This is a genomic window from Pseudomonas sp. ESBL9 (assembly GCF_036668715.1).
Classification (GTDB): Bacteria; Pseudomonadota; Gammaproteobacteria; order Pseudomonadales; family Pseudomonadaceae; genus Aquipseudomonas; species Aquipseudomonas lundensis.
Map to the genome: position 1 here is coordinate 198,024 of NZ_JAZEVV010000002.1, position 23,600 is coordinate 221,623.

Genomic DNA, 23,600 nt, shown 5'->3' on the forward strand with positions numbered 1-23,600 from the left:
GCAGGTGCGTTGAACGCCGGGACGGCCTTGCGCTGCCGGGTGCAGGCGCGACAGGGGCAAGGGGAATGAGATGAGGCCACACACGTTTCGTACACAGGCATGAGTCGCTGGATGGGTGTGTCGCGATGCTAGCGACATGCCGGTACGGGACGCGTAGGAGAATTCTGAGTTTTCTGAACGGTTTGTAACTTGGTCTTTCGGCCTTGCGGCGTAAGGGCCGTGGGCAGGGGTGAAACGGCAGGCACAAAAAAGCCGCCCATCAGCGGCTTTTTTGCAGGAGATCGGTTTATTTCAAACCGGACATCTTCTCGATGGCGCCTTTGAGGTCTTCATCGGAGCAACTTGTGCACGTGCCTTTGGGCGGCATGGCGTTGATCCCGGTGATGGCCTTGGCCAGGATGCCGTCAAGGCCGCCCTGGTGATCTGCGCGTTCTTTCCAGGCGGCGGTGTCACCGATTTTCGGTGCGCCCAACAGGCCTGTGCCATGGCACGCGTTGCAATGCTTGGCGATGATGTCGTCTGCCGACATACCGCCGCCGCCGACCGAGGCTGCAACTTCCATCCCTTTGCATTCCTGGCCTTCAATACAAACTTTACCCACAGGCTCAAGACGTTTTGCGATGTCATCGTTCGTCGTTGCTTGAGCGTTGACTGCCCAAAGGGCCACTACTGCTGCTGGTACGGCCAGCATTTTCATAATTAGGTTCACGCGTTCACCCTCAATGGTGGCTAGTCACGCCCACAACCACGGTTTCGCGGGCGGGCGAAAGTATAACGGTTAGCCCGCCACTCTGAAACAACCCTAAAGTAGAAGGGGTCTTATAAGTGGCGAAATGCAACGTGGGCCGCCTCTGCAGGGCCTGCAGGGCGCCTCTTTTCTTAGAAGTTCGCCGGGGTCGCTGCGCTGATTAGTCGCGCTGCGACGTCGAACGGATTGCGAAAACGATGCGGCTTCGAGCTCTCGAAATAGTAGCTGTCACCTGCTTCCAGCACGAACGTCTCAAGACCTACGGTCAATTCAAGACGACCTTCGAGCAAAATGCCGGTTTCTTCACCGTCGTGGGTCAGCATTTCGTCGCCGGTGTCGGCGCCCGGTGGGTAAATTTCGTTCAGGAAGGCAATGGCCCGGCTGGGGTGCGCGCGGCCGACCAGTTTCATGGTCACGGCACCGTCGGAAATGTCGATCAGCTCATTGGCTTTATAGACAATCTGAGTCGGTGTTTCTTGAAGGATTTCTTCGGAAAAGAACTCGACCATCGACATCGGGATGCCGCTCAGCACTTTTCTCAACGAACTGATCGAAGGGCTGACACTGTTCTTTTCGATCATTGAAATGGTGCTATTGGTGACCCCCGCCCGTTTGGCGAGTTCACGCTGAGATAGCCCTTTCAGTTTGCGGATGGATTGCAGTCGTTCACCGACGTCCAATGCGGGAGCCTCCTGGGGTTCAGATTTAGGTCGAATGGGCGCCATCATGGCGATAGCGTTCAGTATTTACAACACTTCGACTTCAAACCTGCGCAACCGTTTGGCTCCTTATTTGGACGGTCTGCCATCAGCTCCCGGAATAGAGGCTTGGCACGCGTTTGAGGTTGCAAAAAATCTGGTAAGGAATGGTTTCAGCATGTGCCGCCACTTCACTGGCAAGGATGTGTTTACCCCACAGTTCAACGGTAGACCCCAGACCCGCCTCTGGCACATCCGTCAGGTCGATGCACAGCATGTCCATCGACACGCGCCCCAGCAATTGGCTGCGTTGCCCGCCCACCCAAACCGGCGTGCCCGTGGGGGCGTGGCGGGGATAACCGTCGGCGTAGCCCATGGCCACAACGCCAATGCGCATGGGGCGGTCGGTGATGAAGCGGGCGCCATAGCCCACCGGTTCGCCGGCAGGCAATTCACGCACGCAAATGACCTTGGACTCCAGTGTCATCACCGGCTGCAAACGTTCAGCCAGCGCATGGGCTTCTTCGAACGGGGTGCTTCCATACAGCATCAGGCCAGGGCGTACCCAGTCGCTGGGCACACTCGGCCAGCCAAGCACCGCGGGCGAATTGCGCAGGCTCACTTCAGCGTTCAATTGAGCGCGGGCCGCTTCGAACACCGCCACCTGTTCTTCGCTGCGGCCGCATCCCAGTTCGTCTGCCCGGGAGAAGTGGCTCATCAACACCACCTTCGCAACGTTGGGGCTGGCGAGCAGGCGTTGGTAAGCCGCCTGAAAGTCCGCCGGATGCAGCCCGACGCGGTGCATGCCGGTGTCAAGCTTGAGCCAGACGTGAATCGGTCTGGCGAGCGTGCTGGCGAGGATGTCATCGAGTTGCCACAGCGAGTGCACCACGCACCACAGGTCGTGCTCGACGATCAGCGGCAGTTCATCCTGGGCGGTGAAAAAACCCTCCAGCAGCAGGATCGGGGCACGGATGCCCGCCTCGCGCAGCTCCAGTGCTTCTTCAATGCAGGCGACAGCGAAGCCATCCGCTTCGCCCTCCAGCGCCTGGGCGCAGCGTACGGCGCCATGGCCGTAGGCATCGGCCTTGATCACGGCGAGGGCTTTGGCCCCCGTCACTTCGCGGGCCAATTGGTAGTTATGACGCAGGGCTTGAAGGTCGATCAGGGCACGGGCTGGGCGCATGGCGGGCTTCTAACGGCTAATGAATAAAAAAACGGCGCTACCCGCAGCGTTAACTGCGAGCTGCGCCGCAAGAGGGACTGTTACACGGAGCAGAACAGTTAAGGCAGAGCTGCAATCACTGACAGCTCAACCAGAATTTCGGGTTCGCACAGCTTGGCTTCAACGGTGGCACGGGCCGGTTGCACACCGTTGGGCAGCCATTGGTCCCACACACGGTTCATGCCGGCAAAATCAGCATCGATGTCCTTGAGGTAGATGGTCACCGACAGGATGTGATGCTTGTCGGTGCCAGCCAAATCCAGCAGGCGCTCGATGTTAACCAGCGTTTCACGGGTCTGCTGCTCGACACCCGCATTCATGTCATCGCCGACTTGACCGGACAGGTACACCGTCCCGTTGTGGACGACGATCTGGCTCATGCGGTCATTGGTGAGCTGGCGCTGGATTGCCATGTTTAGCAGTCTCCTGGTGGTTGCCGTAACGCGAAATATCGAGGCCTTCGGTGCTGATTTGTGGCGTTTTCTTGGCCATCACATCAGCCAGGTAACGACCGGAACCGCACGCCATGGTCCAGCCGAGTGTGCCGTGGCCGGTGTTCAGGAACAGGTTCTTGAACGGGGTCGCACCGACAATCGGCGTGCCGTCTGGCGTGGTGGGACGCAAGCCGGTCCAGAAACTGGCCTGGCTCAAGTCACCGCCGCGAGGATAAAGGTCGTTGACGATCATCTCCAGGGTTTCGCGCCGACGCGGATTAAGCGAGAGGTCAAAACCGGCAATCTCGGCCATGCCGCCGACGCGAATGCGGTTGTCGAAACGGGTGATCGCGACCTTGTAGGTCTCGTCGAGAATCGTCGAGGTCGGGGCCATGTCCGGGTGGGTGATCGGAATGGTCAACGAGTAACCCTTGAGCGGGTAAACCGGGGCCTTGATGCCCAGCGGCTTGAGCAGTTGCGGCGAGTAGCTGCCCAGCGCCAGCACGTAACGGTCGGCCGTTTCGAGCTTGCCGTCGATCATCACACCGTTGATGCGGTCGCCCGCGTAGTCCAGACGCTGAATGTCCTGGCCGAAGCGGAATTCCACGCCCAGGTTCTTCGCCATTTCTGCCAGGCGGGTGGTGAACATCTGACAGTCGCCCGTCTGGTCATTCGGCAAGCGCAAAGCCCCGGCCAGAATGTCGGTGACGCTGGCCAGTGCAGGTTCGACGCGGGCAATGCCGTCGCGGTCGAGCAGTTCGTAAGGAACGCCTGATTCTTTGAGGACGGCGATGTCTTTGGCGGCGCCATCGAGCTGCGCCTGGGTGCGGAACAGTTGAGTCGTACCCAGGTTGCGAGCCTCGTAGGCAATGCCGGTTTCGGCGCGCAGTTCATCCAGGCAGTCGCGGCTGTACTCGGACAGACGCACCATGCGCTCTTTGTTCACGGCATAACGGCTGGCGGTGCAGTTGCGCAGCATCTGCGCCATCCACAGGTATTGATCGATATTGGCGGTGGCTTTGATGGCCAAAGGCGCGTGGCGTTCGAGCAGCCATTTCATGGCTTTGAGCGGCACGCCCGGTGCAGCCCACGGTGAGGCATAACCGGGTGAAACCTGGCCTGCGTTGGCAAAGCTGGTTTCCATTGCAACGGCGGGCTGACGGTCGATCACGACCACTTCAAAGCCGGCTCGGGCCAGATAATAGGCGCTGGCAGTACCAATGACGCCGCCACCCAATACCATAACTCGCATATTTATATCCCTCATCGCGGCCAGCCGCAGACGTTTATTGTTCAAAGCGAAGATGGGCGCAGTATATGAACCATTGGCTAGTGGAATTCACTGTATAAATGGCTATATTTGGCGACAATTCTCGGCTTAAACGCTTTTGACAAAGGAGATTCTCCTATGCGCACAAATCACCAAACAAAGCGTGAACTGGACAAGATCGATCGCAATATTTTGCGCATTTTGCAGGCCGACGGCCGCATCTCGTTTACTGAACTGGGGGAGAAGGTCGGGCTGTCGACCACGCCGTGTACCGAGCGGGTGCGCAGGCTGGAGCGCGAAGGGATCATCATGGGTTACAACGCCCGGCTCAACCCGCAGCATTTGCAGGGCAGTTTGCTGGTGTTCGTTGAGATCAGCCTCGACTACAAGTCAGGCGACACCTTTGATGAGTTCCGACGTGCCGTGCTGAAACTTCCCCATGTGCTGGAGTGCCATCTGGTGTCAGGGGATTTTGACTATCTGGTAAAAGCGCGCATCAGCGAGATGGCGTCTTATCGCAAGTTGCTGGGGGACATTCTGTTGAAACTGCCCCACGTGCGCGAATCCAAAAGTTACATCGTGATGGAAGAGGTCAAAGAAAGCCTGAACCTGCCGATCCCGGATTGAACCTGAGGGTGCAGCCGCGAGCGTTCAGACCAGCACTTGCCGGGTGGTGGCGATGTATTCGTGCACCAGCTTTTCGGCGCTCGGATGAATCATCTCCACAGGGCGTCGGCCATTGGGGCACGGCAATGTCGGGGTGGTGCCGAACAGGCGGCAGATCAACGGGCGCTCTTCATACACCGTGCAACCGTTCGGCCCCAGGTGTACGCAATTGAGCTCGTCCATGGCCGCCGCCTGTTCGGCCGCTGTTTTGCGCGGCAGACGCGCCATTTCTTCGGACGAGGTGGTCACGGGCCCGCAGCAGTCGTGGCAACCCGGTACGCATTCGAACGACGGGATTTGCTGCCTGAGAAAGCGGATTTTGTGACTGTTACAGCTCATTCAGCGCGTACCGATGTTGAAAAGGCCACAGAGTCTGCCTGAAAACCCCTGCCCTAGACAGCGCCGTCCAGCTGTTCTTGCCCCACGGGAAGGGCACGGCTTATGCTCTGTCAAATTTTCCAAACACAAATAATCAGGATCCCGCACATGAACGCCCCTGTTCAGCGCAGCCAGCACACCGCTTCTTATTACGCCGCCAGCAGCTTGCCGCAGCCCGACCATCCGGTGCTGCAAGGTGAGTATGTGGCGGATGTGTGCGTGGTGGGCGGGGGCTTTTCGGGGCTGAACACGGCGCTGGAGCTGGCCGAGCGCGGCATGAGCGTGATCGTGCTCGAAGCACACAAGATCGGCTGGGGCGCCAGTGGTCGCAACGGCGGGCAGCTGATCCGCGGCGTAGGCCATAGCCTTGAGCAGTTTGAAGGCATCATCGGCAAAGACGGCGTGCGCCAGATGAAGCTGATGGGGCTTGAGGCGGTGGAAATCGTTCGCCAGCGCGTGGAGCGGTTCAATATCGCTTGCGACCTGACCTGGGGGTACTGCGACCTCGCCAATAAGCCGCGCGACCTTGAAGGTTTTGCCGAAGAGGCTGAAGCGTTGCGCGCGCTGGGTTATCGCCATGAAACCCGTCTGCTGCAAGCCCATGAAGTGCGCAGCGTGGTCGGGTCTGACCGTTATGTGGGCGGGTTGATTGACATGGGGTCTGGCCACCTGCACCCGCTCAATCTGGCTTTGGGTGAAGCGGCCGCCGCCGTGCAATTAGGTGTACAGCTGTTTGAGCATTCAGCGGTGACGCGCATTGATTACGGCCCCGAAGTGCGGGTCCACACAGCCCGGGGGACCGTGCGTGCCAAGAGCCTGGTGTTGGGCTGCAACGCTTACCTGAAAGACCTCAACCCGCAATTGAGCGGCAAGGTGCTGCCCGCAGGCAGTTACATCATTGCCACCGAGCCGCTGAGCGAAGCGCAGGCCCACGCGTTGTTGCCGCAGAACATGGCGGTCTGCGATCAGCGCGTGGCCCTGGACTACTACCGTCTGTCCGCCGACCGACGCCTGCTGTTCGGCGGTGCCTGCCACTATTCAGGACGCGACCCACAGGACATCGCGGCCTACATGCGCCCGAAGATGCTGGAGGTGTTCCCGCATCTGAAAGACGTCCGCATCGATTACCAGTGGGGCGGCATGATTGGGATTGGCGCGAACCGTTTGCCGCAGATCGGCCGCTTGCCAGATCAGCCGAACGTGTACTTTGCTCAGGCGTATTCCGGGCATGGCGTGAACGCCACGCATTTGGCGGGCAAGCTGCTGGCCGAAGCCATCAGCGGACAACACAGCGATGGCTTCGACCTGTTCGCCAAGGTGCCGCACATTACCTTCCCGGGTGGCAAATACTTGCGTTCTCCACTGCTCGCACTCGGGATGTTGTGGCACCGTCTCAAAGAGCTGCGTTAAGCCCCGGCGTTACGAGCGCCAGAACGGCTTGCAACCTTCGTGTTGCGCCATGGTGCGGCTCAGCCCTATGTCGCGCAATTGCTGATCGTCCATCGACAGCAATACGCGACGGGTGCGTGAGCGGTGCCAGAACAGGCCCCAGCGACTGAGACCGGCAGGGGAGCTGGGCCGTTGATAAACCTCCCGCTCCTCTAGCAGTTGCGGGCCGTGCAGTGTCAGACGTACATCGCTCAAACCATTCATCTTCAGGTTCCTTTTGCCTCGGTGGCTACGAGTCAAAAGGATGGCCCTGATCGCGAAACCATGACAGATTCACCGAACTGTTTTTGCGTGCATACAGATGCGGCTTTGTGCCGCTGAATTTCTTAAATGGGCAGCATCTGTACTGGTTTTTAACGTTCGAACCCTTGCCGGGAGTGCTGTCATGACCCTTTACGTCAACCTCGCTGACCTGATCGGTACGCGGATCGAGCAGGGCTTTTATCGACCGGGCGACCGCCTGCCGTCAGTGCGCGCACTGAGCGCCGAGCATGGGGTCAGCTTGAGTACCGTGCAGCAGGCATACAGGTTGCTGGAAGACAACGGACTGGCCTCGCCGCGGCCCAAATCCGGGTATTTCGTGCCGATGGAGCGTGAGCTGCCTGCGTTGCCGGGGATGGGCAAGCCAGCCCAAAGGCCGGTGGAAATTTCCCAGTGGGAGCAAGTCCTGGAGCTGGTCCGCTCGGTGCCGCGCAAGGACGTGATTCAGTTGGGCCGCGGCATGCCTGACGTCACCACGCCGACCATCAAGCCGTTGCTGCGTAGCCTGGCGCAACTGAGTCGCCATCAGGACTTGCCCGGCCTGTATTACGACACGGTGTATGGCGTGCTGAGCTTGCGTGAGCAATTGGCGCGTTTGCTGCTCGACTCTGGCTGCCAGTTAGGGCCTGACGAACTGGTGATCACCACGGGCTGTCACGAGGCGCTGTCGTGCAGTATTCGCGCGGTGTGCGAGCCGGGGGATATCGTGGCCGTGGATTCGCCGAGCTTTCATGGCGCCATGCAGACCCTCAAGGGGTTGGGCATGAAAGCGCTGGAGATCCCCACCGACCCGTTGACCGGTATCAGCCTGGAGGCGCTTGAGCTGGCGCTGGAACAGTGGCCCATCAAGGCCATTCAAGTCACGCCCAGTTGCAATAACCCCTTGGGGTACATCATGCCCGAGCCCCGCAAGCGGGCTTTGGTGGCATTGGCACAGCGCTTCGATGTGGCGATCATTGAGGACGATGTTTACGGCGAACTGGCCTACACCTACCCTCGCCCGCGCACGATTAAATCCTTCGATGACGAAGGACGCGTCCTGCTTTGCAGCTCTTTTTCAAAAACGTTGGCACCGGGCTTGCGCATTGGTTGGGTCGCGCCCGGCCGCTATCTGGAGCGGGTGCTGCACATGAAATACATCAGCACCGGGTCCACTGCGCCGCAGCCGCAACTGGCGATTGCCGATTTCTTGAAAAATGGACATTTCGAGCCACATTTACGCAAGATGCGCGCGCAATACCAGCGTAATCGCGACCTGATGCTGGATTGGGTGAGCCGTTATTTTCCGCCGGGCACTCGTGCCAGTCGGCCGCAAGGCAGCTTTATGTTGTGGCTCGAACTGCCAGAGGCATTCGACACCTTGCGGCTTAATCGCGTGTTGTTGGAGCAAGGCGTTCAGATCGCGGTGGGCAGCATCTTTTCGGCTTCGGGCAAGTACCGGAACTGTTTACGAATGAATTACGCAGCCAAGCCTACGTCCCAGATCGAAGACGCTGTACGCAAGGTCGGCATGGCAGTCAGCCAGTTGTTGTCAGAAAACCCCTTTTAACCTTGCGATGATTGGATTGAGGTCTTGCCGTTGAAATCACTGTGCGCAGTTTTGCTGAGCGTCTTGCTGGGAGGCTGCGCCACGTTGGACGTGCCCCGCGGGCCGAGTCAGGCCATCCCGGCGGCGAAATCCTCCTTCGGGCGTTCCATTGAGCAACAGGTAGCGCCCTATCAGGGGCGTTCGGGGTTTCGCCTGCTTCCCAACAGTGGCGAAGCCTTTCGCGCGCGGGCCGAGTTGATTCGCAACGCGCACACCAGCCTCGACTTGCAGTACTACATCGTGCATGACGGTTTGAGTACGCGGATGCTGGTCGATGAGTTGTTGAAGGCGGCCGATCGCGGCGTGCGGGTGCGGATTCTGCTAGATGACACGGCCAGCGACGGGCTCGACGAACTGCTGGCGACGCTCGCGGCGCACCCCAATGTGCAAATCCGGCTGTTCAACCCCTTGCAGCTTGGGCGCAGCACCGGTGTGACGCGAGCCATGGGGCGGCTGTTCAACCTGTCGCGTCAGCATCGGCGCATGCACAACAAGCTGTGGTTGGCCGATAACAGCGTGGCCATTGTGGGCGGGCGCAATCTGGGCGATGAGTACTTCGACGCCCAGCCCGACCTGAACTTCACCGACATTGATTTGTTGAGCGTCGGGCCGGTCGCTGAACAGCTCGGGCACAGTTTTGACCAGTACTGGAACAGCGCGTTAAGCCAGCCCATCGGGGATTTTGTCTCGTCGCGCCTGTCCCGGCGCGAGCTGTCCAAGGCCCGAAAAGAGCTGGAGGCGTCACTCAGCCAGGCGCAACGGCGCAACCCGGCGCTTTATGAGCAGTTGGCGTCGTATGAAACCAAGCCACAACTGGCGGTCTGGCGCAAAGAGCTGATCTGGGCCTGGAACCAGGCCTTGTGGGATGCGCCGAGCAAAGTGCTGGCCAAAGATGAGCCCGATCCGCACTTATTGTTGACGACGCAATTGGCGCCGGATCTGGCGGGCGTAAATCAGGAACTGATCCTGATCTCGGCCTATTTTGTGCCGGGAGAAACCGGCCTGGTTTACCTGACCGGCCGCTCCGACGCCGGGGTCGATGTACGTTTATTGACCAACTCGCTGGAAGCCACTGACGTCCCCGCGGTGCATGGCGGCTATGCGCCGTATCGCAAAGCGCTGCTGGAGCATGGGGTCAAACTGTACGAGTTGCGTCGCCAGCCGGGCAGTACAGGCGGCAGCGGCCCGCATCTGTTCAAGACCAGCCTGAGTTCCGATTCGAGCCTGCACAGCAAGGCGATGATTTTCGATCAGCAAAAATCCTTTATTGGCTCATTCAACTTCGACCCCCGTTCCGGGCTGTGGAATACCGAAGTGGGTGTGTTGGTCGACAGCCCTGAATTGGCGGCACAGGCCCGTAAGCTGGCGTTGCAGGGGATGTCGCCCGCCTTGAGTTATCAGCCGGTGCTGGAGGACGGAAACATCGTCTGGCAGACCGAAGACAACGGGCAATTGCACACCCTGAAGCGTGAGCCGGGCAATGGGTGGCGCCAGTTCAATGCCTGGTTCAGCAAGCGTTTCGGTCTGGAAAAGATGCTCTAGGCGGCCGACTGTTCGGCGCCAAACGCGCCCTGACGCAACACCAGAATCACCAGCCCGAACGCCCCGGCTGCCATGAACAAAGGCAGCGCATGGCCACTGACCCATTGGCTGCCCGCCCCTGCCGCCAGCGGGCCGATCAGGCAGCCGATGCCCCACAGCTGGGCCACGTGGGCATTGGCGCGCACCAGCGCATCGTCGCGGTAACGCTCGCCGATCAGGATCAGCGACAACGTGAACAACCCCCCGGCACTGGCACCGAACATCACCCACACCGGCCAGATCAACAGCGTATCGATCAGGAGCGGCACGGCGAGGCTGGACAGCATCAGCGCGGCGGCGCATGCCGTGAACAAGGAGCGGCGCGACAGTTTGTCGGCCAGCGCACCAATGGGCAGTTGCAGCAAGGCATCTCCGACCACCACGGTACTGACCATCGCCAGCGCGATGTCGGTGGTGAAGCCTTGGCGCAGGCAGTACACCGGCAACAGCGTCAGAATCATCGCCTCAAAGGCTGCAAACAGCGCGACAGCCCACGCGATGGCCGGCAAACCGCGACAAAAACCGAGTAGATCGCTGAAGGTCACGCTGCAGGATTGCGTCACGGGGGCGCCATCGCGGCCCATCAGCAGCAACGGCGAGAGTGTCAGCAACGCGACGCCGATCCAGAAGCCGTAATCGTTTTCAGACCCCACCACCCCCAGAAGCAAAGGCCCGGACAGTTGGCTCAAGGCATACGCGCAGCCGTACAAGGCCACGAGGCGGCCTCGCCATTGCTCGGTCACCAACTGGTTGATCCAGCTCTCGCCGAGGATAAAGATCACGGTGAGCACCACCCCGATCAACAGCCTCAACACCAGCCATACGGGATAACTGGGCAACAAGGCCAACAACCCGATGGACAGCGCGCCGCACCACAGGCACAAACGCATCAACCCTGGCGTGCCGAAGCGTGCCGCGAGCTTGCTGGCAATGCTGGCGCCGACCAGTACCCCAATGGCGGGCATGGCTGCCATCACACCGATGGCAAATCCGCCGTAGCCCCAGCTTTCGAGGCGCAGCGACACCAGCGGCATGCTGACGCCGAGCGCGAGCCCGACGCTCAGGACCGAAGCCAGCACCGCAAAATAAGTCGCCCAACGCATGGGGGTGCTCCTGTGGATCACGTGGTTTCTGTGTGTTCAAGCAACTGTGGGAGCGGGCAGGTCTGCGATGGGTCTGCCGTTGGGCAGGGTCATCGCGAGACTCGCTCGCTCCCACAGGGGTGGTGCGACGGTAAGGTCGGGTGCGTTACAGCTTGATCCAGGTGGATTTCAGTTCGGTGTATTTGTCGAACGCGTGCAGCGATTTATCACGACCGTTGCCCGACTGTTTGAACCCCCCAAACGGTGCGGTCATGTCGCCGCCATCGTATTGGTTAACCCAGACGCTGCCGGCGCGCAGTGCCTTGGCGGTCAGGTGAGCCTTGGAAATATCGGCGGTCCACACCGCTGCTGCCAGACCGTAAGGCGTGTCGTTGGCGATCTGCACCGCCTCTTGCGCTGTGTCGAAGGTAATAACCGACAGCACCGGGCCGAAGATTTCTTCCTGGGCGATTTTCATCGCGTTGCTGACACCGTCGAAGATGGTCGGCTCGACGTAGGTCCCGCCGGTCTCTTGCAGGATCTGGTTACCCCCGGCAACCAGTTTGGCGCCTTCGGTATGGCCCGATTTGATGTACGACAGCACGGTGTTCATTTGCTGTGTATCAACCAGTGCGCCGACGGTGGTGGCCGGGTCCAGCGGGTTGCCCGGCTTCCAGCCTTTGAGGGCTTCGATCACCAGCGGCAGGAATGTGTCTTTGATCGAGCGCTCGACCAACAGGCGCGAGCCTGCCGTGCAGACTTCGCCCTGGTTGAAGGCAATGGCGCTGGCAGCCGATTCGGCGGCCGCTTGCAGGTCAGGTGCGTCGGCAAACACGATGTTCGGGCTTTTACCGCCCGCTTCGAGCCAGACACGCTTCATGTTGGATTCGCCGGCATACACCATCAGTTGCTTGGCGATTTTGGTGGAGCCCGTAAACACCAGGGTGTCGACGTCCATGTGCAACGCCAGTGCCTTGCCGACGGTGTGGCCGTAACCCGGCAAAACGTTGAACACGCCTGCCGGAATTCCCGCTTCGACGGCCAGTGCGGCGATGCGGATGGCTGTCAGTGGCGATTTTTCGGACGGCTTCAGGATGACGGAGTTACCAGTGGACAACGCAGGGCCGAGCTTCCAGCAGGCCATCATCAGGGGGAAGTTCCACGGTACGATGGCGGCCACCACACCGACCGGTTCGCGTGTCACCAGGCCCAGTTGATTGTGCGGAGTCGCGGCCACTTCGTCGTAAATCTTGTCGATGGCTTCGCCGCTCCAGCTCAGCGCGTTAGCGGCGCCGGGGACGTCGATGCCCAAGGAGTCACTGATCGGCTTGCCCATATCGAGGGTTTCAAGCAGGGCCAGTTCTTCAGCGTTTTGCTTGAGCAGGCCCGCGAAACGGATCATGGTGGCTTTGCGCTTGGCCGGTGCCATGCGTGACCACACGCCCGAGTCGAAGGTTTTGCGCGCGTTTTCAACGGCGCGTTGTGCATCTGCGGCATCGCAGCTGGCAACCTTGCCCAGCAAACGGCCATCGACCGGGCTGAGACACTCGAACGTTTCATTGGAGACCGCAGCGGTGTATTCACCGTTGATGTAGGCGCGACCTTCGATTTTCAGCTGTTGGGCCCGTTGTTCCCAATCAGCACGCGTCAGGGTGGTCATTCGAGTGTCCTCCTCTTATTGATATACATGCACCACGGTTTTCACGCGGCACCTCAGGAATGCTGTCCAATCCACTCATGTGATCGGCACAAGACATGCGCCACCCTAAACCAGTGGCTGTGAGACTTTCAATATATTTGACACGCGTGTCGTAAACGGCGTGGCTTGTTCGTTTTAATAAACATAGACTTTGGCCTTTCTGGCCACACACACCGCAATTTCGGGGGGACAAGCACCATGAGCATCGAAACGATCGTCGATTTCAACACCGCCAATACCGAGGCTGAACGCTTTCGCCCGGCACCGGAGAAGGTGCTCAAAGGTGATCCCGAGCAAGTTATCCACAACCATTACGACAGCCCCTGCGGGCAAATGAACGCGGGTGTGTGGGAAGGGGCGGTGGGTCAGTGGACGGTTAAATACACCGAACACGAATACTGTGAAATCTTGCAGGGCGTTTCAGTTTTACGTGACGGGGAAGGTAATGCCAAAACCCTGAGAGCAGGCGACCGGTTTGTCATACCGGCGGGGTTTGAGGGCACGTGGGAAGTGCTTGAGGCGTGTCGGAAAATTTACGTCGTGTTTGAGCAAAAACGCTGAGAGTGACGAGTTAGAGCGTTGCCCAAAGCCCTGCCATTAGATAATGGCAGGGCTTTTTTGTGTCCGGTTGAATGGGGAGACAGGACGAATTCAGTTACAGCTCGACGCCCGCCCTGTTGGAAAATACATCCAGACTTTTAAGTGTGCAGCGGTTGATTATATAAACCGGCACGTGGGCTGAATTCGCCCCAACACTTATCTCAATAAGGAACTAACATGAGCGCGTTAACGGTAACGAAAAACACGGCTTTAGCGGCTATTATTACTGCGGTATTTATGTCTGCACCGACCATGGCTTCGGAAGGTGGAAAGTGCAGGACTGATATTGCCTACAATTCCGTTGTGCCCCTTGATGCCACGCCTGAAAACTTCGAAATATTGCGTAAGGTCTATGAAGCGAAAGATATTCGCGTCGAGCGCAAGGGCGTCGCCTATACCACTGAGTTCAATGAGAACCGTCTGAGAATCGGCGTGGGTACGGATAATAAAGTGAGCTACTACCGCTGCGGGTAACGGGGTGAGAGTCAACGTTTAACAGGGTTAAACGTTTTTGTTGAATTTGACAAGGAAGTGAAATGAGCACGTTATTCAATATGAAAAAAGCAGCCATTGCGTGCCTGGTCGTTTTGTGTGCAGGAAGCGTTCAGGCATCGGCTTCAGAACAGGAACCAGGAACATGCAGCTTGGACTTCGCCCTGACCAAGATCCTGCATGCGGCAACCCCTGAATTTGTAGAAAGCATACGCCAGCGCTCCGGCGCGACGGTGGTTCGGGTCGAAAGGCCCGGTCAGGTCTACACGATGGAATACAACGCAGATCGATTGCGCGTCATCGTCAATAAAAACAATATTATTCAAGGTTATATGTGCGGTTAAGGGTGGCGTATGAAAAGCACACTGAAGGCACAAAATTGCTTTTGTGCAGATGTTTACTGGAAGGGTAAAGACCAGGTACTGCATAAAGTTGCTGCCACCATGAATAATCAGACCGTATTTAAAAATAACGACGGTTGGTTGTTTGCGGGAAAAGATAACTATACAAAGCGCTTAAGTAATGGAATGGTCTGGGATCGTTACTTGGTGCAGTTAAGTTTTTGGTTTGGTTGTTATGTATTTGAGGATGGTCGGCACTTGTATCGTATCGCCGCCTTTACACGCCATCTTGAACAGTCGGATGACCGAAACCATCGGTTTAATGGGCATCATGTTGATATTAGTAAAAACGGCTTTTTAGGTGTGTACGACGTTCACCCCGACTATATTAACGGTGGCGATTATTTAAACAAGTTGTTGTTCCAGCTTGATAACCTCGGAACTGAGGCTTTAAGCATGGGGCAAGTTGTTGAACGTGTGCAGTTGACCAGCCCTTACGGACGTCAGGTTAAAGTAGTGGACGATGAGGGTTACCCTTTGCTGAACGAAAGCGGGGCGGGAGAAGAGGGTTCGTTCACCCTCAAAGTGCTTGAGGTGGGACAGGGGTTACCGTTTTCAGGATGAGGTGTTCAACCTCAAGGGCTGACGCTACCTGCTACCACTCATGCTGAGGTTCCCTTTGGCATGAGCCACAAAAAAGGCCCGCATCGTGAGATACGGGCCTTCTTTGTTAAGAAGAAAAATCAATTACTTGATTTTGGCTTCTTTGTAGATCACGTGCTTGCGAACCCGCGGATCGAATTTTTTGATTTCGATTTTGTCCGGAGTGGTGCGCTTGTTCTTATCAGTGGTGTAGAAATGGCCTGTACCAGCGCTCGACACCAAACGGATCAATTCACGCATGATTAGCTCCCTTAGATCTTGCCAGCGCGGCGGATTTCGGCCAGCACGACAGTAATGCCACGCTTGTCGATGATACGCATGCCCTTGGCGGATACGCGCAGACGCACGAAACGTTTCTCTTCTTCAACCCAGAAGCGGTGATGCTGCAGGTTCGGCAGGAAACGACGACGGGTTTTGTTATTTGCGTGGGAAATGTTATTCCCAGTCACCGGACCCTTACCGGTAACTTGACAGACTCTCGACATGCCTCAGCCCTCTAAAACCACATGCCCAACCCGGCATGGGTTGGCCGCTTAATCTCTCAGTCATTTGGCGCTAGGCGCCGCGTTTCTTTAAGGGTCTTACCGGTTACGCCTACAAACGAAGGAACCGGGCCCCTAGAAAAGAGCGCTGCTTTATACCAGAAAGACTATTGAGCAACAACATGCAGTGTGATTTGCATTGATGGATAAAGGCGGCATTCTAGCGACAATCCGCGCTAAAGCCTATGCCCTATGGGCCCTTACCGCTCGTCGCTGGGTTAAAGGTTTCAGGTGCAACAGGGGGCGTGTTTACGTTCAAGGCGCACGTTGAGCCGCGACGCGACCGCGATGACGAAAACAAAAAAACGGTGTCCGGTCAATTTCCTTGGCCTCCTGAAGCTTCACTAGGGAACGAGTTGCGCTTAAAAGTAGTCATTTGCGCTATAGATCACTAGGGTAGGCCTTTTCCAGACTGCGCCTGCAGATGGGCCAACGACTTGTCAAGGAAACCAACCATGCGCCTCGCTGCCGCCCCTTTATTGTTCTCTTTTTGTTTGGCACCGTTGGCGCACGCCGCCACATTGAGCGTCTGCACTGAAGCCAGCCCTGAAGGGTTCGATGTCGTGCAATACAACTCGCTCAGCACCACCAATGCGTCTGCTGACGTGCTGATGAACCGTCTGGTGGATTTTGATGCACAGGCCGGGAAGTTAGTGCCAAGCCTTGCGCAAAGCTGGTCAGTGTCCGCTGACGGCCTCGTGTACGACTTTAAATTGCGCCCGGACGTCAAGTTTCACACCACGCCCTACTTCACCCCCACGCGCGCGCTGAATGCCGACGATGTGCGCTTCAGTTTTGAGCGCATGCTTGATCCTGCAAACCCTTGGCACAAAGTGGCGCAAAGCGGTTTTCCTCACGCGCAGTCTTTGCAACTGCCTGCACTGATTAAAAGCATCGAGACCCCGGACCCTCAGACTGTCCGCTTCACCCTCACCCATCCGGACTCAACCTTCCTGCCAGCGTTGAGCATGGGCTTTGCTTCCATCTATTCGGCCGAATACGCCGACAAATTGCTGAAGGCGGGCACGCCTGAAAAAATGAACAGCCAGCCGATCGGCACCGGGCCGTTCGTGTTTTCGCGCTTTCAGAAGGATGCCGTGGTGCGCTACAAGGCCAATCCTGACTATTTCGCCGGCAAGCCCAAGGTTGACGGGCTGATCTTCGCCATTACTCCGGATGCCAACGTCAGGCTGCAAAAGCTGCGACGCAACGAATGTCAGATTGCGCTCTCGCCCAAACCGCTGGATGTTGAAGCCGCAGCCAAAGAGGCCACGTTGAAGGTGGCGCAAACGCCTGCATTCATGACGGCTTTCGTGGCGATCAACACTCAGCATCCACCGCTGGATAAACCCGAAGTGCGGCAGGCGATCAATCTGGCTTTTGACAGAAACTCCTACTTGAAAGCGGTGTTTGAAAACAGCGGTCAAGCGGCCAAGGGTGTTTATCCCGCAACCACCTGGAGCTACGCCAAGGATTTGCCGGAGTATCCCCATGACCCGCAAAAAGCCAAGGCATTATTGGCCAAGGCCGGGCTCAAGGACGGCTTCAGTACAACGATCTGGACGCGTCCGACAGGCAGCGTGTTGAACCCCAATCCGAGCCTGGGGGCGCAACTGTTGCAAGCGGATTTGGCGAAGGTCGGGATCAAGGCCGATATTCGGGTGATCGAATGGGGCGAGTTGATACGCCGCGCCAAGGCGGGTGAGCACGATTTGCTGTTTATGGGCTGGGCGGGGGACAACGGCGATCCGGATAACTTCCTGACGCCGCAGTTTTCCTGTGCGGCCGTGCAGTCGGGGACCAACTTTGCGCGTTATTGCGACAAGACGCTGGACAGCTTGATCAGTGAAGGCAAACACCTGAGCGATCAGGACAAGCGCAGTGCGCTGTATCAGAAGGCTCAGGCACAGATTCAACAGCAAGCGTTGTGGCTGCCACTGGCACACCCAACGGCTTACGCGCTGACGCATAAAGACGTACAGGGTTATCAGGTGAGTCCATTTGGCCGTCAGGATTTTTCCTCGGTCAGCCTCAAGCCTTAACCTTCACATCCACCCATGCTCGACCATGGACAGCGGCTCACCGTCGCCGACAATGAAATGGTCGAGCACCCTCACTTCGATCAGGTCCAGCGCCTCTGTCAGGCGCTGGGTTAGCGTTCTGTCGGCTTCGCTGGGTTCCGGAACACCGGAAGGGTGGTTGTGACAAAAAATCACCGCGGCCGCGTTATGCGCCAGTGCGCGCTTTACGACTTGGCGCGGGTACACGCTGGCGCTGTCGATCGAGCCTCTGAACAATACTTCAAACGCCAGCATGCGATGTTTGGAATCCATAAACAGGCAGCCGAACACCTCGTGGTGCTCATGACGCAGCAACGATTTCAGGTAATCGCGCACCGCTTGCGGGCTCTCCAGCGCGGAGTCGCGACGCAAGCGTTCGGCCAAGTGACGACGTCCCATCTCCAGCACCGCCTGCAACTGGCTGAACTTGGCAGGGCCTAGCCCAAGTTGTCGGCTGAACGAGCCCAAGTCGGCTTCCAGCAATGCTCGCAAGCTGCCGAATTCAGCCAATAAGTGACGTGCCAGATCCACTGCGCTTTTGCCGGTGACTCCCGTGCGCAGGAAGATAGCGAGTAACTCGGCGTCTGAAAGGCTGGCTGATCCTTGCTCTAAAAGTTTCTCCCGCGGACGCTCGGCTGCGGGCCAATCCCTAATGCTCATAACACCTCCATGTCAGTGGGCGCCGCTGTTCCATAGCAGGCGCTGTGTTATCTTAGCCCATCATTTTTGCGTGGCATTTGGCCATTTTCCGCGCAGTCATTATCGAACTAAAAAGGCAGGCCTATGCAGCGGCTGTATCGAAAACGCATTGTTTTGGGCGTCGGCGGCGGCATTGCTGCTTACAAAAGTGCAGAGCTGGTTCGCCGTCTGCTGGATCAAGGCGCTGAAGTGCGGGTAGTGATGACCCGTGGTGGCAGTGAGTTCATCACGCCGCTGACCATGCAAGCCTTGTCCGGCCACCCGGTTCATCTCGATCTGCTCGATCCGGCCGCCGAGGCTGCCATGGGTCACATCGAGCTGGCCAAATGGGCCGATCTGGTGCTGATCGCGCCTGCGACGGCTGACCTGATTGCCCGTCTGGCGCAAGGCATCGCCAACGACTTGCTGACCACCCTTGTGCTCGCGACTGACGCTACGGTTGCCATTGCGCCCGCGATGAACCAGGCCATGTGGCGTGACCCGGCGACCCAGGCCAACACTCAACTGTTGCAAACCCGTGGGGTAAAAGTGTTTGGGCCGGCTTCCGGCAGTCAGGCCTGTGGAGACGTGGGTTTTGGTCGCATGCTTGAGGCTGATGATTTGGTGAGCTGCGCCGCCGAATGCTTCCAGCGTCAGGTGCTGACAGGCAAGCACGTGTTGATTACGGCCGGCCCGACCCAGGAAAACATCGACCCTGTGCGTTACATCACGAACCACAGCTCCGGGAAAATGGGCTTTGCTCTGGCCGAAGCGGCTGTGGAGGCCGGTGCCCGTGTGACCTTGATTACCGGCCCGGTGCATTTGCCGACGCCTGATCGGGTCAACCGAATCGATGTGGTCAGTGCGCGAGACATGCTGGCAGCCTGCGAGGCCGCGATGCCTTGCGACATCTTTATTGCCTCGGCTGCGGTTGCGGATTACCGGCCGGAGGTGATCGCGCCGCAAAAACTCAAGAAAGACCCTACAAGTGGTGACGGTCTCTTGCTGCAAATGGTCCGTAACCCGGACATTCTCGCCACCATCGCCTCGCGCCCGGATCGTCCGTTCAGTGTCGGTTTTGCTGCCGAAACCGAGCACTTGCTTGACTACGCCGCGCGCAAGCTCAAAGACAAAAACCTCGACCTGATTGTGGCCAATGATGTGGCTAACCCCAGCATTGGCTTCAACAGCGAGGAAAATGCGTGCAGCGTGATTGATCGCCAACTGCATGCCACCGTGTTTGCTCAGACCAGCAAGGGCAAGATCGCCCGTCAGCTGGTCACATTTATCGCCGAACGTCTGAACCAGGTTTAACTCGTATGCACGCTTTACAAGCCAAAATTCTCGATCCACGCATTGGCAACGAATTCCCGTTGCCGCAGTACGCCACTCCAGGCTCCGCCGGTCTCGACCTGCGCGCCATGCTCAAAGAAGACACCGTGCTGGAGCCGGGGCAGACCCTGCTGATCCCGACCGGTCTGTCCGTGTACATTGGCGATCCGGGCTTGGCCGCGCTGATTTTGCCGCGTTCGGGCCTGGGCCATAAGCACGGTATTGTGCTGGGCAACCTGGTGGGGTTGATCGACTCGGACTATCAGGGTGAGTTGATGGTGTCGTGCTGGAACCGTGGTCAAACCGCGTTCAACATCGCGGTCGGTGAGCGCATCGCTCAACTGGTGCTGGTGCCTGTGGTGCAAGCGCATTTCGAGCTGGTTGAGACCTTTGACGAAAGTCAGCGTGGCGCAGGCGGTTTTGGCCATTCCGGCAGCCTCTGACTATGCTGCATCGGGCCGGGCGCCCTGCCCGGCCTTAATTGATCGTGTGGTAATTCAGGATGAAGTTCGCGCCCGTAGTGTTCCCGTATTCATTACCTGAGCGGATGGCGGCCCTTTGCCACAAGGGCAATGATGCCAATTGGCCTCACGAACTCTCCCGTAAAAACGCCGTCCAACCCTGCAGTTTGCGTTCGATCGCTGACGGTGCGCTGACGTCGAAACGTCCGGCCACCGGGTCGGCATTTGTGTGCCTGAGAATTTCAGCGCATGCCCCAAATTCCCTGAAAGTGGAGTACACCTTGTAATGAGCAGCCCAACTTCGGTCGCCCCTGCATTCCCTGACAGCATTTTTCGTGCTTACGACATACGTGGCGTAGTTCCGGAGACGTTGACCGCTGAAACGGCCTACTGGATAGGTCGCGCAATTGGCGCTGAAAGCCTGGCCAAAGATGAGCCCAATGTGTCGGTCGGTCGTGATGGCCGTCTTTCTGGCCCAGAGTTGGTCGAGCGTTTGATTCAAGGTGTGGCTGACAGTGGCTGTCATGTCAGCGATGTGGGGCTGGTGCCGACACCCGCGTTGTATTACGCCGCCAACGTGTTGGCTGGCAAGTCCGGTGTGATGCTCACGGGTAGCCATAACCCTTCGAACTACAACGGGTTCAAAATCGTGATTGCGGGCGATACGTTGGCCAATGAGCAAATCCAGGCATTGCATACGCGCCTCAAGACCAACGATCTGACGTGGGGCGAAGGCAGCATCGCGAAAGTCGAGATTCTGGAGCAGTACGCGACGCAAATTACCCGTGACATCAAGCTTCAAAAGCGTCTGAAAGTGGTCGTTGATTGCGGTAACGGCGCGGCAGGCGTGATTGCCCCCCAATTGATCGAGGCCCTCAATTGCGAAGTCATCCCGTTGTTCTGCGAGGTGGACGGGCATTTCCCGAACCATCACCCGGACCCGGGCAAGCCGGAAAACCTTGTGGATTTGATCGCGAAGGTCAAGGAAGTCGGCGCTGATCTGGGCCTGGCCTTTGATGGTGATGGCGACCGTGTCGGCGTCGTAACCAATACCGGAACCATGGTCTTTCCAGATCGCCTGTTGATGCTGTTTGCCCAGGATGTGCTGGTACGTAACCCGGCCGCAGAGATCATTTTTGACGTCAAATGTACGCGCCGCCTGATTCCTCTGATCAAGGAATATGGCGGTCGCCCCTTGATGTGGAAGACCGGTCATTCGTTGATCAAAAAGAAAATGAAAGAGACGGGTGCATTGCTCGCGGGCGAAATGAGCGGCCACATCTTTTTCAAAGAGCGCTGGTACGGTTTTGATGACGGCATTTACAGTGCTGCGCGCCTGCTGGAAATCCTCAGTCACCGCCAAGAAAGCGCTGAAGAGGTATTTGCGGCATTCCCGAACGATATTTCTACGCCTGAGATCAATATCGATGTGACGGATGAGAGCAAATTCAGCATCATTAGCGCCCTGCACGATGCCCAATGGGGTGAGGCCGCCGAGCTGACCACCATTGATGGTGTGCGGGTCGATTACCCGCATGGCTGGGGCCTGGTTCGCGCATCCAACACCACGCCGGTGCTGGTGCTGCGATTTGAGGCGGATACCGAGGCCGAACTGCAACGTATCAAGGATGTTTTCCACGCCCAACTCAAGCGTGTGGCACCTGATCTCCAACTACCGTTTTGATCGACTTGTCCTACCGGAGCCCTGAATGACCCTCGAACGTGATGCCGCCTCCAACGTCGCCAAGGTTTTGTCCGAAGCGCTGCCCTACATTCGCCGCTATGTCGGCAAGACGCTGGTGATCAAATACGGCGGCAACGCAATGGAGAACGATGACCTGAAAACCGGTTTCGCCCGTGACATCGTGTTGATGAAGGCGGTCGGGATCAACCCGGTCGTCGTTCACGGTGGCGGCCCGCAAATCGGGGATCTGCTCAAGCGGCTGTCCATCGAGAGCCACTTCATCGATGGCATGCGTGTCACCGATGCGCAAACCATGGATGTGGTTGAAATGGTGCTGGGTGGGCAGGTCAACAAGGACATCGTGAACCTGATCAACCGCCACGGCGGCAGCGCCATTGGTTTGACCGGTAAGGACGCGGAGCTGATTCGCGCGAAAAAGCTGACAGTTACCCGTCAGACGCCGGAAATGACGTCGCCGGAAATCATCGACATTGGCCACGTGGGTGAGGTGGTCGGGATCAATACCGACTTGCTGCACATGCTGACCAATGGTGATTTCATCCCGGTGATCGCGCCGATTGGCGTGGGTGCCAATGGCGAGTCTTACAACATCAATGCGGATTTGGTTGCCGGCAAAGTGGCCGAAGCGTTGAAGGCTGAAAAGCTGATGTTGCTGACCAATATCGCGGGGTTGATGGACAAGCAGGGCAACGTCCTGACCGGGTTGACCACCTCTCAGGTGGATGACCTGATCGCTGACGGTACGATCTACGGCGGCATGCTGCCGAAGATTCGCTGCGCACTGGAAGCGGTGCAAGGCGGGGTGACCACGGCGCACATCGTGGATGGTCGTGTGCCGAATGCGGTCTTGCTGGAAATCTTCACCGACACGGGTGTCGGCACGCTGATTACCAACAGCAAAACTGTGTAAGCCGCGCCACATAAAAAGGCCTCGCCCGACGATCTCGGGCGAGGCCTTTTTTATGGGCGGCGGGTTAGATCCCGTACTGCGCCCGATAGGCTTCAACGGCCGGTAAATGCTGTTTGAGCGCTTCATCATCCGCCAGGAACTGCAAAACCTGGGTGAGAGAAACAATGCTGACGACAGGAATGCCGAAGTCGCGCTCGACCTCTTGAATGGCTGATAACTCGCCGTTGCCGCGTTCCTGCCGGTTAAGCGCGATCAATACACCGGCAGCCCGGGCGTCTTGAGCACCAATGATTTGCATCACTTCACGGATGGCAGTGCCAGCGGTGATCACGTCGTCGATGATCAGTACATTGCCTTCCAGTGGGGAGCCGACCAGACTGCCGCCTTCGCCATGGGCCTTGGCTTCTTTGCGGTTGAAGCACCATGGCACATCACGGTCATGATGCTCGGCCAGCGCCACGGCAGTGGTCGCTGCCAAAGGAATACCCTTGTAGGCCGGGCCAAACAGCACGTCGAAAGGGATGCCGCTGTCTACGATGGCGGCGGCATAGAAGCGTCCCAGCTGTGCCAGCGCAGAGCCCGTATTGAACAGGCCGGCATTGAAGAAGTATGGGCTGGTGCGCCCGGACTTCAGGGTGAACTCGCCGAAGCGCAAAACGCCGCGATCGATGGCAAAACGGATGAAATCGCGCTGATACGCTTGCATGAAAAAAGCCCCTGAATACCGCGGATTTAGC

25 protein-coding genes and 1 pseudogene are annotated in these 23,600 nt (G+C 58.0%); 13 read left to right on the top strand and 13 right to left on the bottom strand.

Translation table 11 applies throughout. The features are described from left to right. Positions 1-286: 286 nt before the first annotated feature. The 5 genes from V6F78_RS07355 to dadA all read right to left on the bottom strand — a co-directional run bounded on the left by V6F78_RS07355 (position 287) and on the right by dadA (position 4,357). The gene (locus V6F78_RS07355) at positions 287-697 is read right to left on the bottom strand and encodes a c-type cytochrome (RefSeq protein WP_047278804.1); all 411 of its coding nucleotides are present in this window, start codon (positions 695-697) and stop codon (positions 287-289) included. Positions 698-879: 182 nt separating this feature from the next. Further along, a complete protein-coding gene (locus tag V6F78_RS07360; protein ID WP_047278802.1) occupies positions 880-1,428 on the bottom strand; it encodes a cupin domain-containing protein in 549 nt (182 codons plus the stop codon). A gap of 127 nt (positions 1,429-1,555) precedes the next feature. Then, positions 1,556-2,632, bottom strand: coding sequence for an alanine racemase (alr, locus tag V6F78_RS07365; RefSeq protein WP_332726922.1), 1,077 nt, complete (start codon positions 2,630-2,632; stop codon positions 1,556-1,558). 98 nt (positions 2,633-2,730) lie between these two features. Beyond that, the gene (locus V6F78_RS07370) at positions 2,731-3,084 is read right to left on the bottom strand and encodes a RidA family protein (protein ID WP_047296497.1); all 354 of its coding nucleotides are present in this window, start codon (positions 3,082-3,084) and stop codon (positions 2,731-2,733) included. Then, complete coding sequence (gene dadA / locus V6F78_RS07375) at positions 3,056-4,357, bottom strand: D-amino acid dehydrogenase (protein WP_047296499.1); 1,302 nt, start codon at positions 4,355-4,357, stop codon at positions 3,056-3,058. Before dadA ends, V6F78_RS07370 begins: the two co-directional genes overlap by 29 nt. 156 nt (positions 4,358-4,513) lie before the next feature. Here dadA and V6F78_RS07380 point away from each other — a divergent pair, with 156 nt between their 5' ends. Then, complete coding sequence (locus V6F78_RS07380) at positions 4,514-5,002, top strand: Lrp/AsnC ligand binding domain-containing protein (protein WP_047278794.1); 489 nt, start codon at positions 4,514-4,516, stop codon at positions 5,000-5,002. Between the two features lie 24 nt (positions 5,003-5,026). Here the strand turns inward: V6F78_RS07380 and V6F78_RS07385 are convergent, their stop codons facing one another. Continuing rightward, positions 5,027-5,380 carry a YkgJ family cysteine cluster protein gene (locus V6F78_RS07385; RefSeq protein WP_047278792.1) on the bottom strand — a complete coding sequence of 118 codons (354 nt, stop codon included), beginning with the start codon at positions 5,378-5,380 and terminating at the stop codon, positions 5,027-5,029. 147 nt (positions 5,381-5,527) lie between these two features. On the opposite strand from V6F78_RS07385, the gene V6F78_RS07390 reads away from it, so the two are divergent. Next, the gene (locus tag V6F78_RS07390) at positions 5,528-6,829 is read left to right on the top strand and encodes an NAD(P)/FAD-dependent oxidoreductase (protein ID WP_047296501.1); all 1,302 of its coding nucleotides are present in this window, start codon (positions 5,528-5,530) and stop codon (positions 6,827-6,829) included. 9 nt (positions 6,830-6,838) lie between these two features. Here V6F78_RS07390 and V6F78_RS07395 read toward each other — a convergent pair whose 3' ends face one another. Further along, positions 6,839-7,072, bottom strand: a complete 234-nt coding sequence (locus V6F78_RS07395) for a DUF1127 domain-containing protein (RefSeq protein WP_047278787.1) — start codon at positions 7,070-7,072, stop codon at positions 6,839-6,841. Positions 7,073-7,253: 181 nt separating this feature from the next. Here V6F78_RS07395 and V6F78_RS07400 point away from each other — a divergent pair, with 181 nt between their 5' ends. Both V6F78_RS07400 and V6F78_RS07405 read left to right on the top strand, forming a co-directional pair. After that, the gene (locus V6F78_RS07400) at positions 7,254-8,678 is read left to right on the top strand and encodes an aminotransferase-like domain-containing protein (RefSeq protein WP_332726923.1); all 1,425 of its coding nucleotides are present in this window, start codon (positions 7,254-7,256) and stop codon (positions 8,676-8,678) included. Between the two features lie 24 nt (positions 8,679-8,702). After that, positions 8,703-10,259 carry a phospholipase D family protein gene (locus V6F78_RS07405; protein WP_332726924.1) on the top strand — a complete coding sequence of 519 codons (1,557 nt, stop codon included), beginning with the start codon at positions 8,703-8,705 and terminating at the stop codon, positions 10,257-10,259. Here V6F78_RS07405 and V6F78_RS07410 read toward each other — a convergent pair. Together V6F78_RS07410 and V6F78_RS07415 are read right to left on the bottom strand one after the other, a co-directional pair. Further along, positions 10,256-11,401: an MFS transporter gene (locus V6F78_RS07410; RefSeq protein ID WP_047296506.1), complete on the bottom strand. Its 1,146-nt coding sequence runs from the start codon at positions 11,399-11,401 to the stop codon at positions 10,256-10,258. The two genes, V6F78_RS07405 and V6F78_RS07410, sit on opposite strands and share 4 nt — an antisense overlap. A 145-nt stretch (positions 11,402-11,546) precedes the next feature. Further along, a complete protein-coding gene (locus tag V6F78_RS07415) occupies positions 11,547-13,040 on the bottom strand; it encodes an aldehyde dehydrogenase (protein ID WP_047279577.1) in 1,494 nt (497 codons plus the stop codon). 237 nt (positions 13,041-13,277) lie between these two features. On the opposite strand from V6F78_RS07415, the gene V6F78_RS07420 reads away from it, so the two are divergent. The 4 genes from V6F78_RS07420 to V6F78_RS07435 all read left to right on the top strand — a co-directional run bounded on the left by V6F78_RS07420 (position 13,278) and on the right by V6F78_RS07435 (position 15,136). Then, positions 13,278-13,640 carry a cupin domain-containing protein gene (locus V6F78_RS07420; protein WP_047278777.1) on the top strand — a complete coding sequence of 121 codons (363 nt, stop codon included), beginning with the start codon at positions 13,278-13,280 and terminating at the stop codon, positions 13,638-13,640. Between the two features lie 216 nt (positions 13,641-13,856). Continuing rightward, the gene (locus V6F78_RS07425; protein ID WP_332726925.1) at positions 13,857-14,153 is read left to right on the top strand and encodes a hypothetical protein; all 297 of its coding nucleotides are present in this window, start codon (positions 13,857-13,859) and stop codon (positions 14,151-14,153) included. Between the two features lie 62 nt (positions 14,154-14,215). After that, complete coding sequence (locus V6F78_RS07430) at positions 14,216-14,515, top strand: I78 family peptidase inhibitor (RefSeq protein ID WP_047296392.1); 300 nt, start codon at positions 14,216-14,218, stop codon at positions 14,513-14,515. Positions 14,516-14,524: 9 nt separating this feature from the next. After that, positions 14,525-15,136 carry a hypothetical protein gene (locus V6F78_RS07435; protein ID WP_332726926.1) on the top strand — a complete coding sequence of 204 codons (612 nt, stop codon included), beginning with the start codon at positions 14,525-14,527 and terminating at the stop codon, positions 15,134-15,136. Positions 15,137-15,259: 123 nt separating this feature from the next. Here the strand turns inward: V6F78_RS07435 and rpmG are convergent, their stop codons facing one another. Further along, positions 15,260-15,415 carry a 50S ribosomal protein L33 gene (rpmG, locus tag V6F78_RS07440; RefSeq protein WP_003437824.1) on the bottom strand — a complete coding sequence of 52 codons (156 nt, stop codon included), beginning with the start codon at positions 15,413-15,415 and terminating at the stop codon, positions 15,260-15,262. An 11-nt stretch (positions 15,416-15,426) separates the two neighbouring features. Next, on the bottom strand, positions 15,427-15,660 hold the full coding sequence (gene rpmB, locus V6F78_RS07445; RefSeq protein ID WP_019410280.1) for a 50S ribosomal protein L28: 234 nt from the start codon (positions 15,658-15,660) through the stop codon (positions 15,427-15,429). Positions 15,661-16,172: 512 nt separating this feature from the next. Here rpmB and V6F78_RS07450 point away from each other — a divergent pair. Then, a complete protein-coding gene (locus tag V6F78_RS07450) occupies positions 16,173-17,759 on the top strand; it encodes an ABC transporter substrate-binding protein (protein ID WP_332726927.1) in 1,587 nt (528 codons plus the stop codon). 3 nt (positions 17,760-17,762) lie between these two features. Here the strand turns inward: V6F78_RS07450 and radC are convergent, their stop codons facing one another. After that, positions 17,763-18,437: a RadC family protein gene (gene radC / locus V6F78_RS07455; protein ID WP_047279572.1), complete on the bottom strand. Its 675-nt coding sequence runs from the start codon at positions 18,435-18,437 to the stop codon at positions 17,763-17,765. Positions 18,438-18,560: 123 nt separating this feature from the next. On the opposite strand from radC, the gene coaBC reads away from it, so the two are divergent. The 4 genes and pseudogenes from coaBC (at position 18,561) to argB (ending at position 22,863) form a co-directional block, all read left to right on the top strand. Further along, on the top strand, positions 18,561-19,769 hold the full coding sequence (gene coaBC / locus V6F78_RS07460; protein WP_047278771.1) for a bifunctional phosphopantothenoylcysteine decarboxylase/phosphopantothenate--cysteine ligase CoaBC: 1,209 nt from the start codon (positions 18,561-18,563) through the stop codon (positions 19,767-19,769). A gap of 5 nt (positions 19,770-19,774) precedes the next feature. Next, the gene (dut, locus tag V6F78_RS07465; protein ID WP_047278770.1) at positions 19,775-20,230 is read left to right on the top strand and encodes a dUTP diphosphatase; all 456 of its coding nucleotides are present in this window, start codon (positions 19,775-19,777) and stop codon (positions 20,228-20,230) included. Positions 20,231-20,546: 316 nt separating this feature from the next. Continuing rightward, positions 20,547-21,932, top strand: a pseudogene (locus V6F78_RS07470) (phosphomannomutase/phosphoglucomutase); the annotation flags it as partial. Between the two features lie 25 nt (positions 21,933-21,957). Then, positions 21,958-22,863: an acetylglutamate kinase gene (gene argB / locus V6F78_RS07475; protein ID WP_047278764.1), complete on the top strand. Its 906-nt coding sequence runs from the start codon at positions 21,958-21,960 to the stop codon at positions 22,861-22,863. 64 nt (positions 22,864-22,927) lie between these two features. On the opposite strand, the gene pyrE is transcribed toward argB, so the two are convergent. Beyond that, on the bottom strand, positions 22,928-23,569 hold the full coding sequence (gene pyrE, locus V6F78_RS07480) for an orotate phosphoribosyltransferase (protein ID WP_047278761.1): 642 nt from the start codon (positions 23,567-23,569) through the stop codon (positions 22,928-22,930). Positions 23,570-23,600 lie beyond the last annotated feature (31 nt).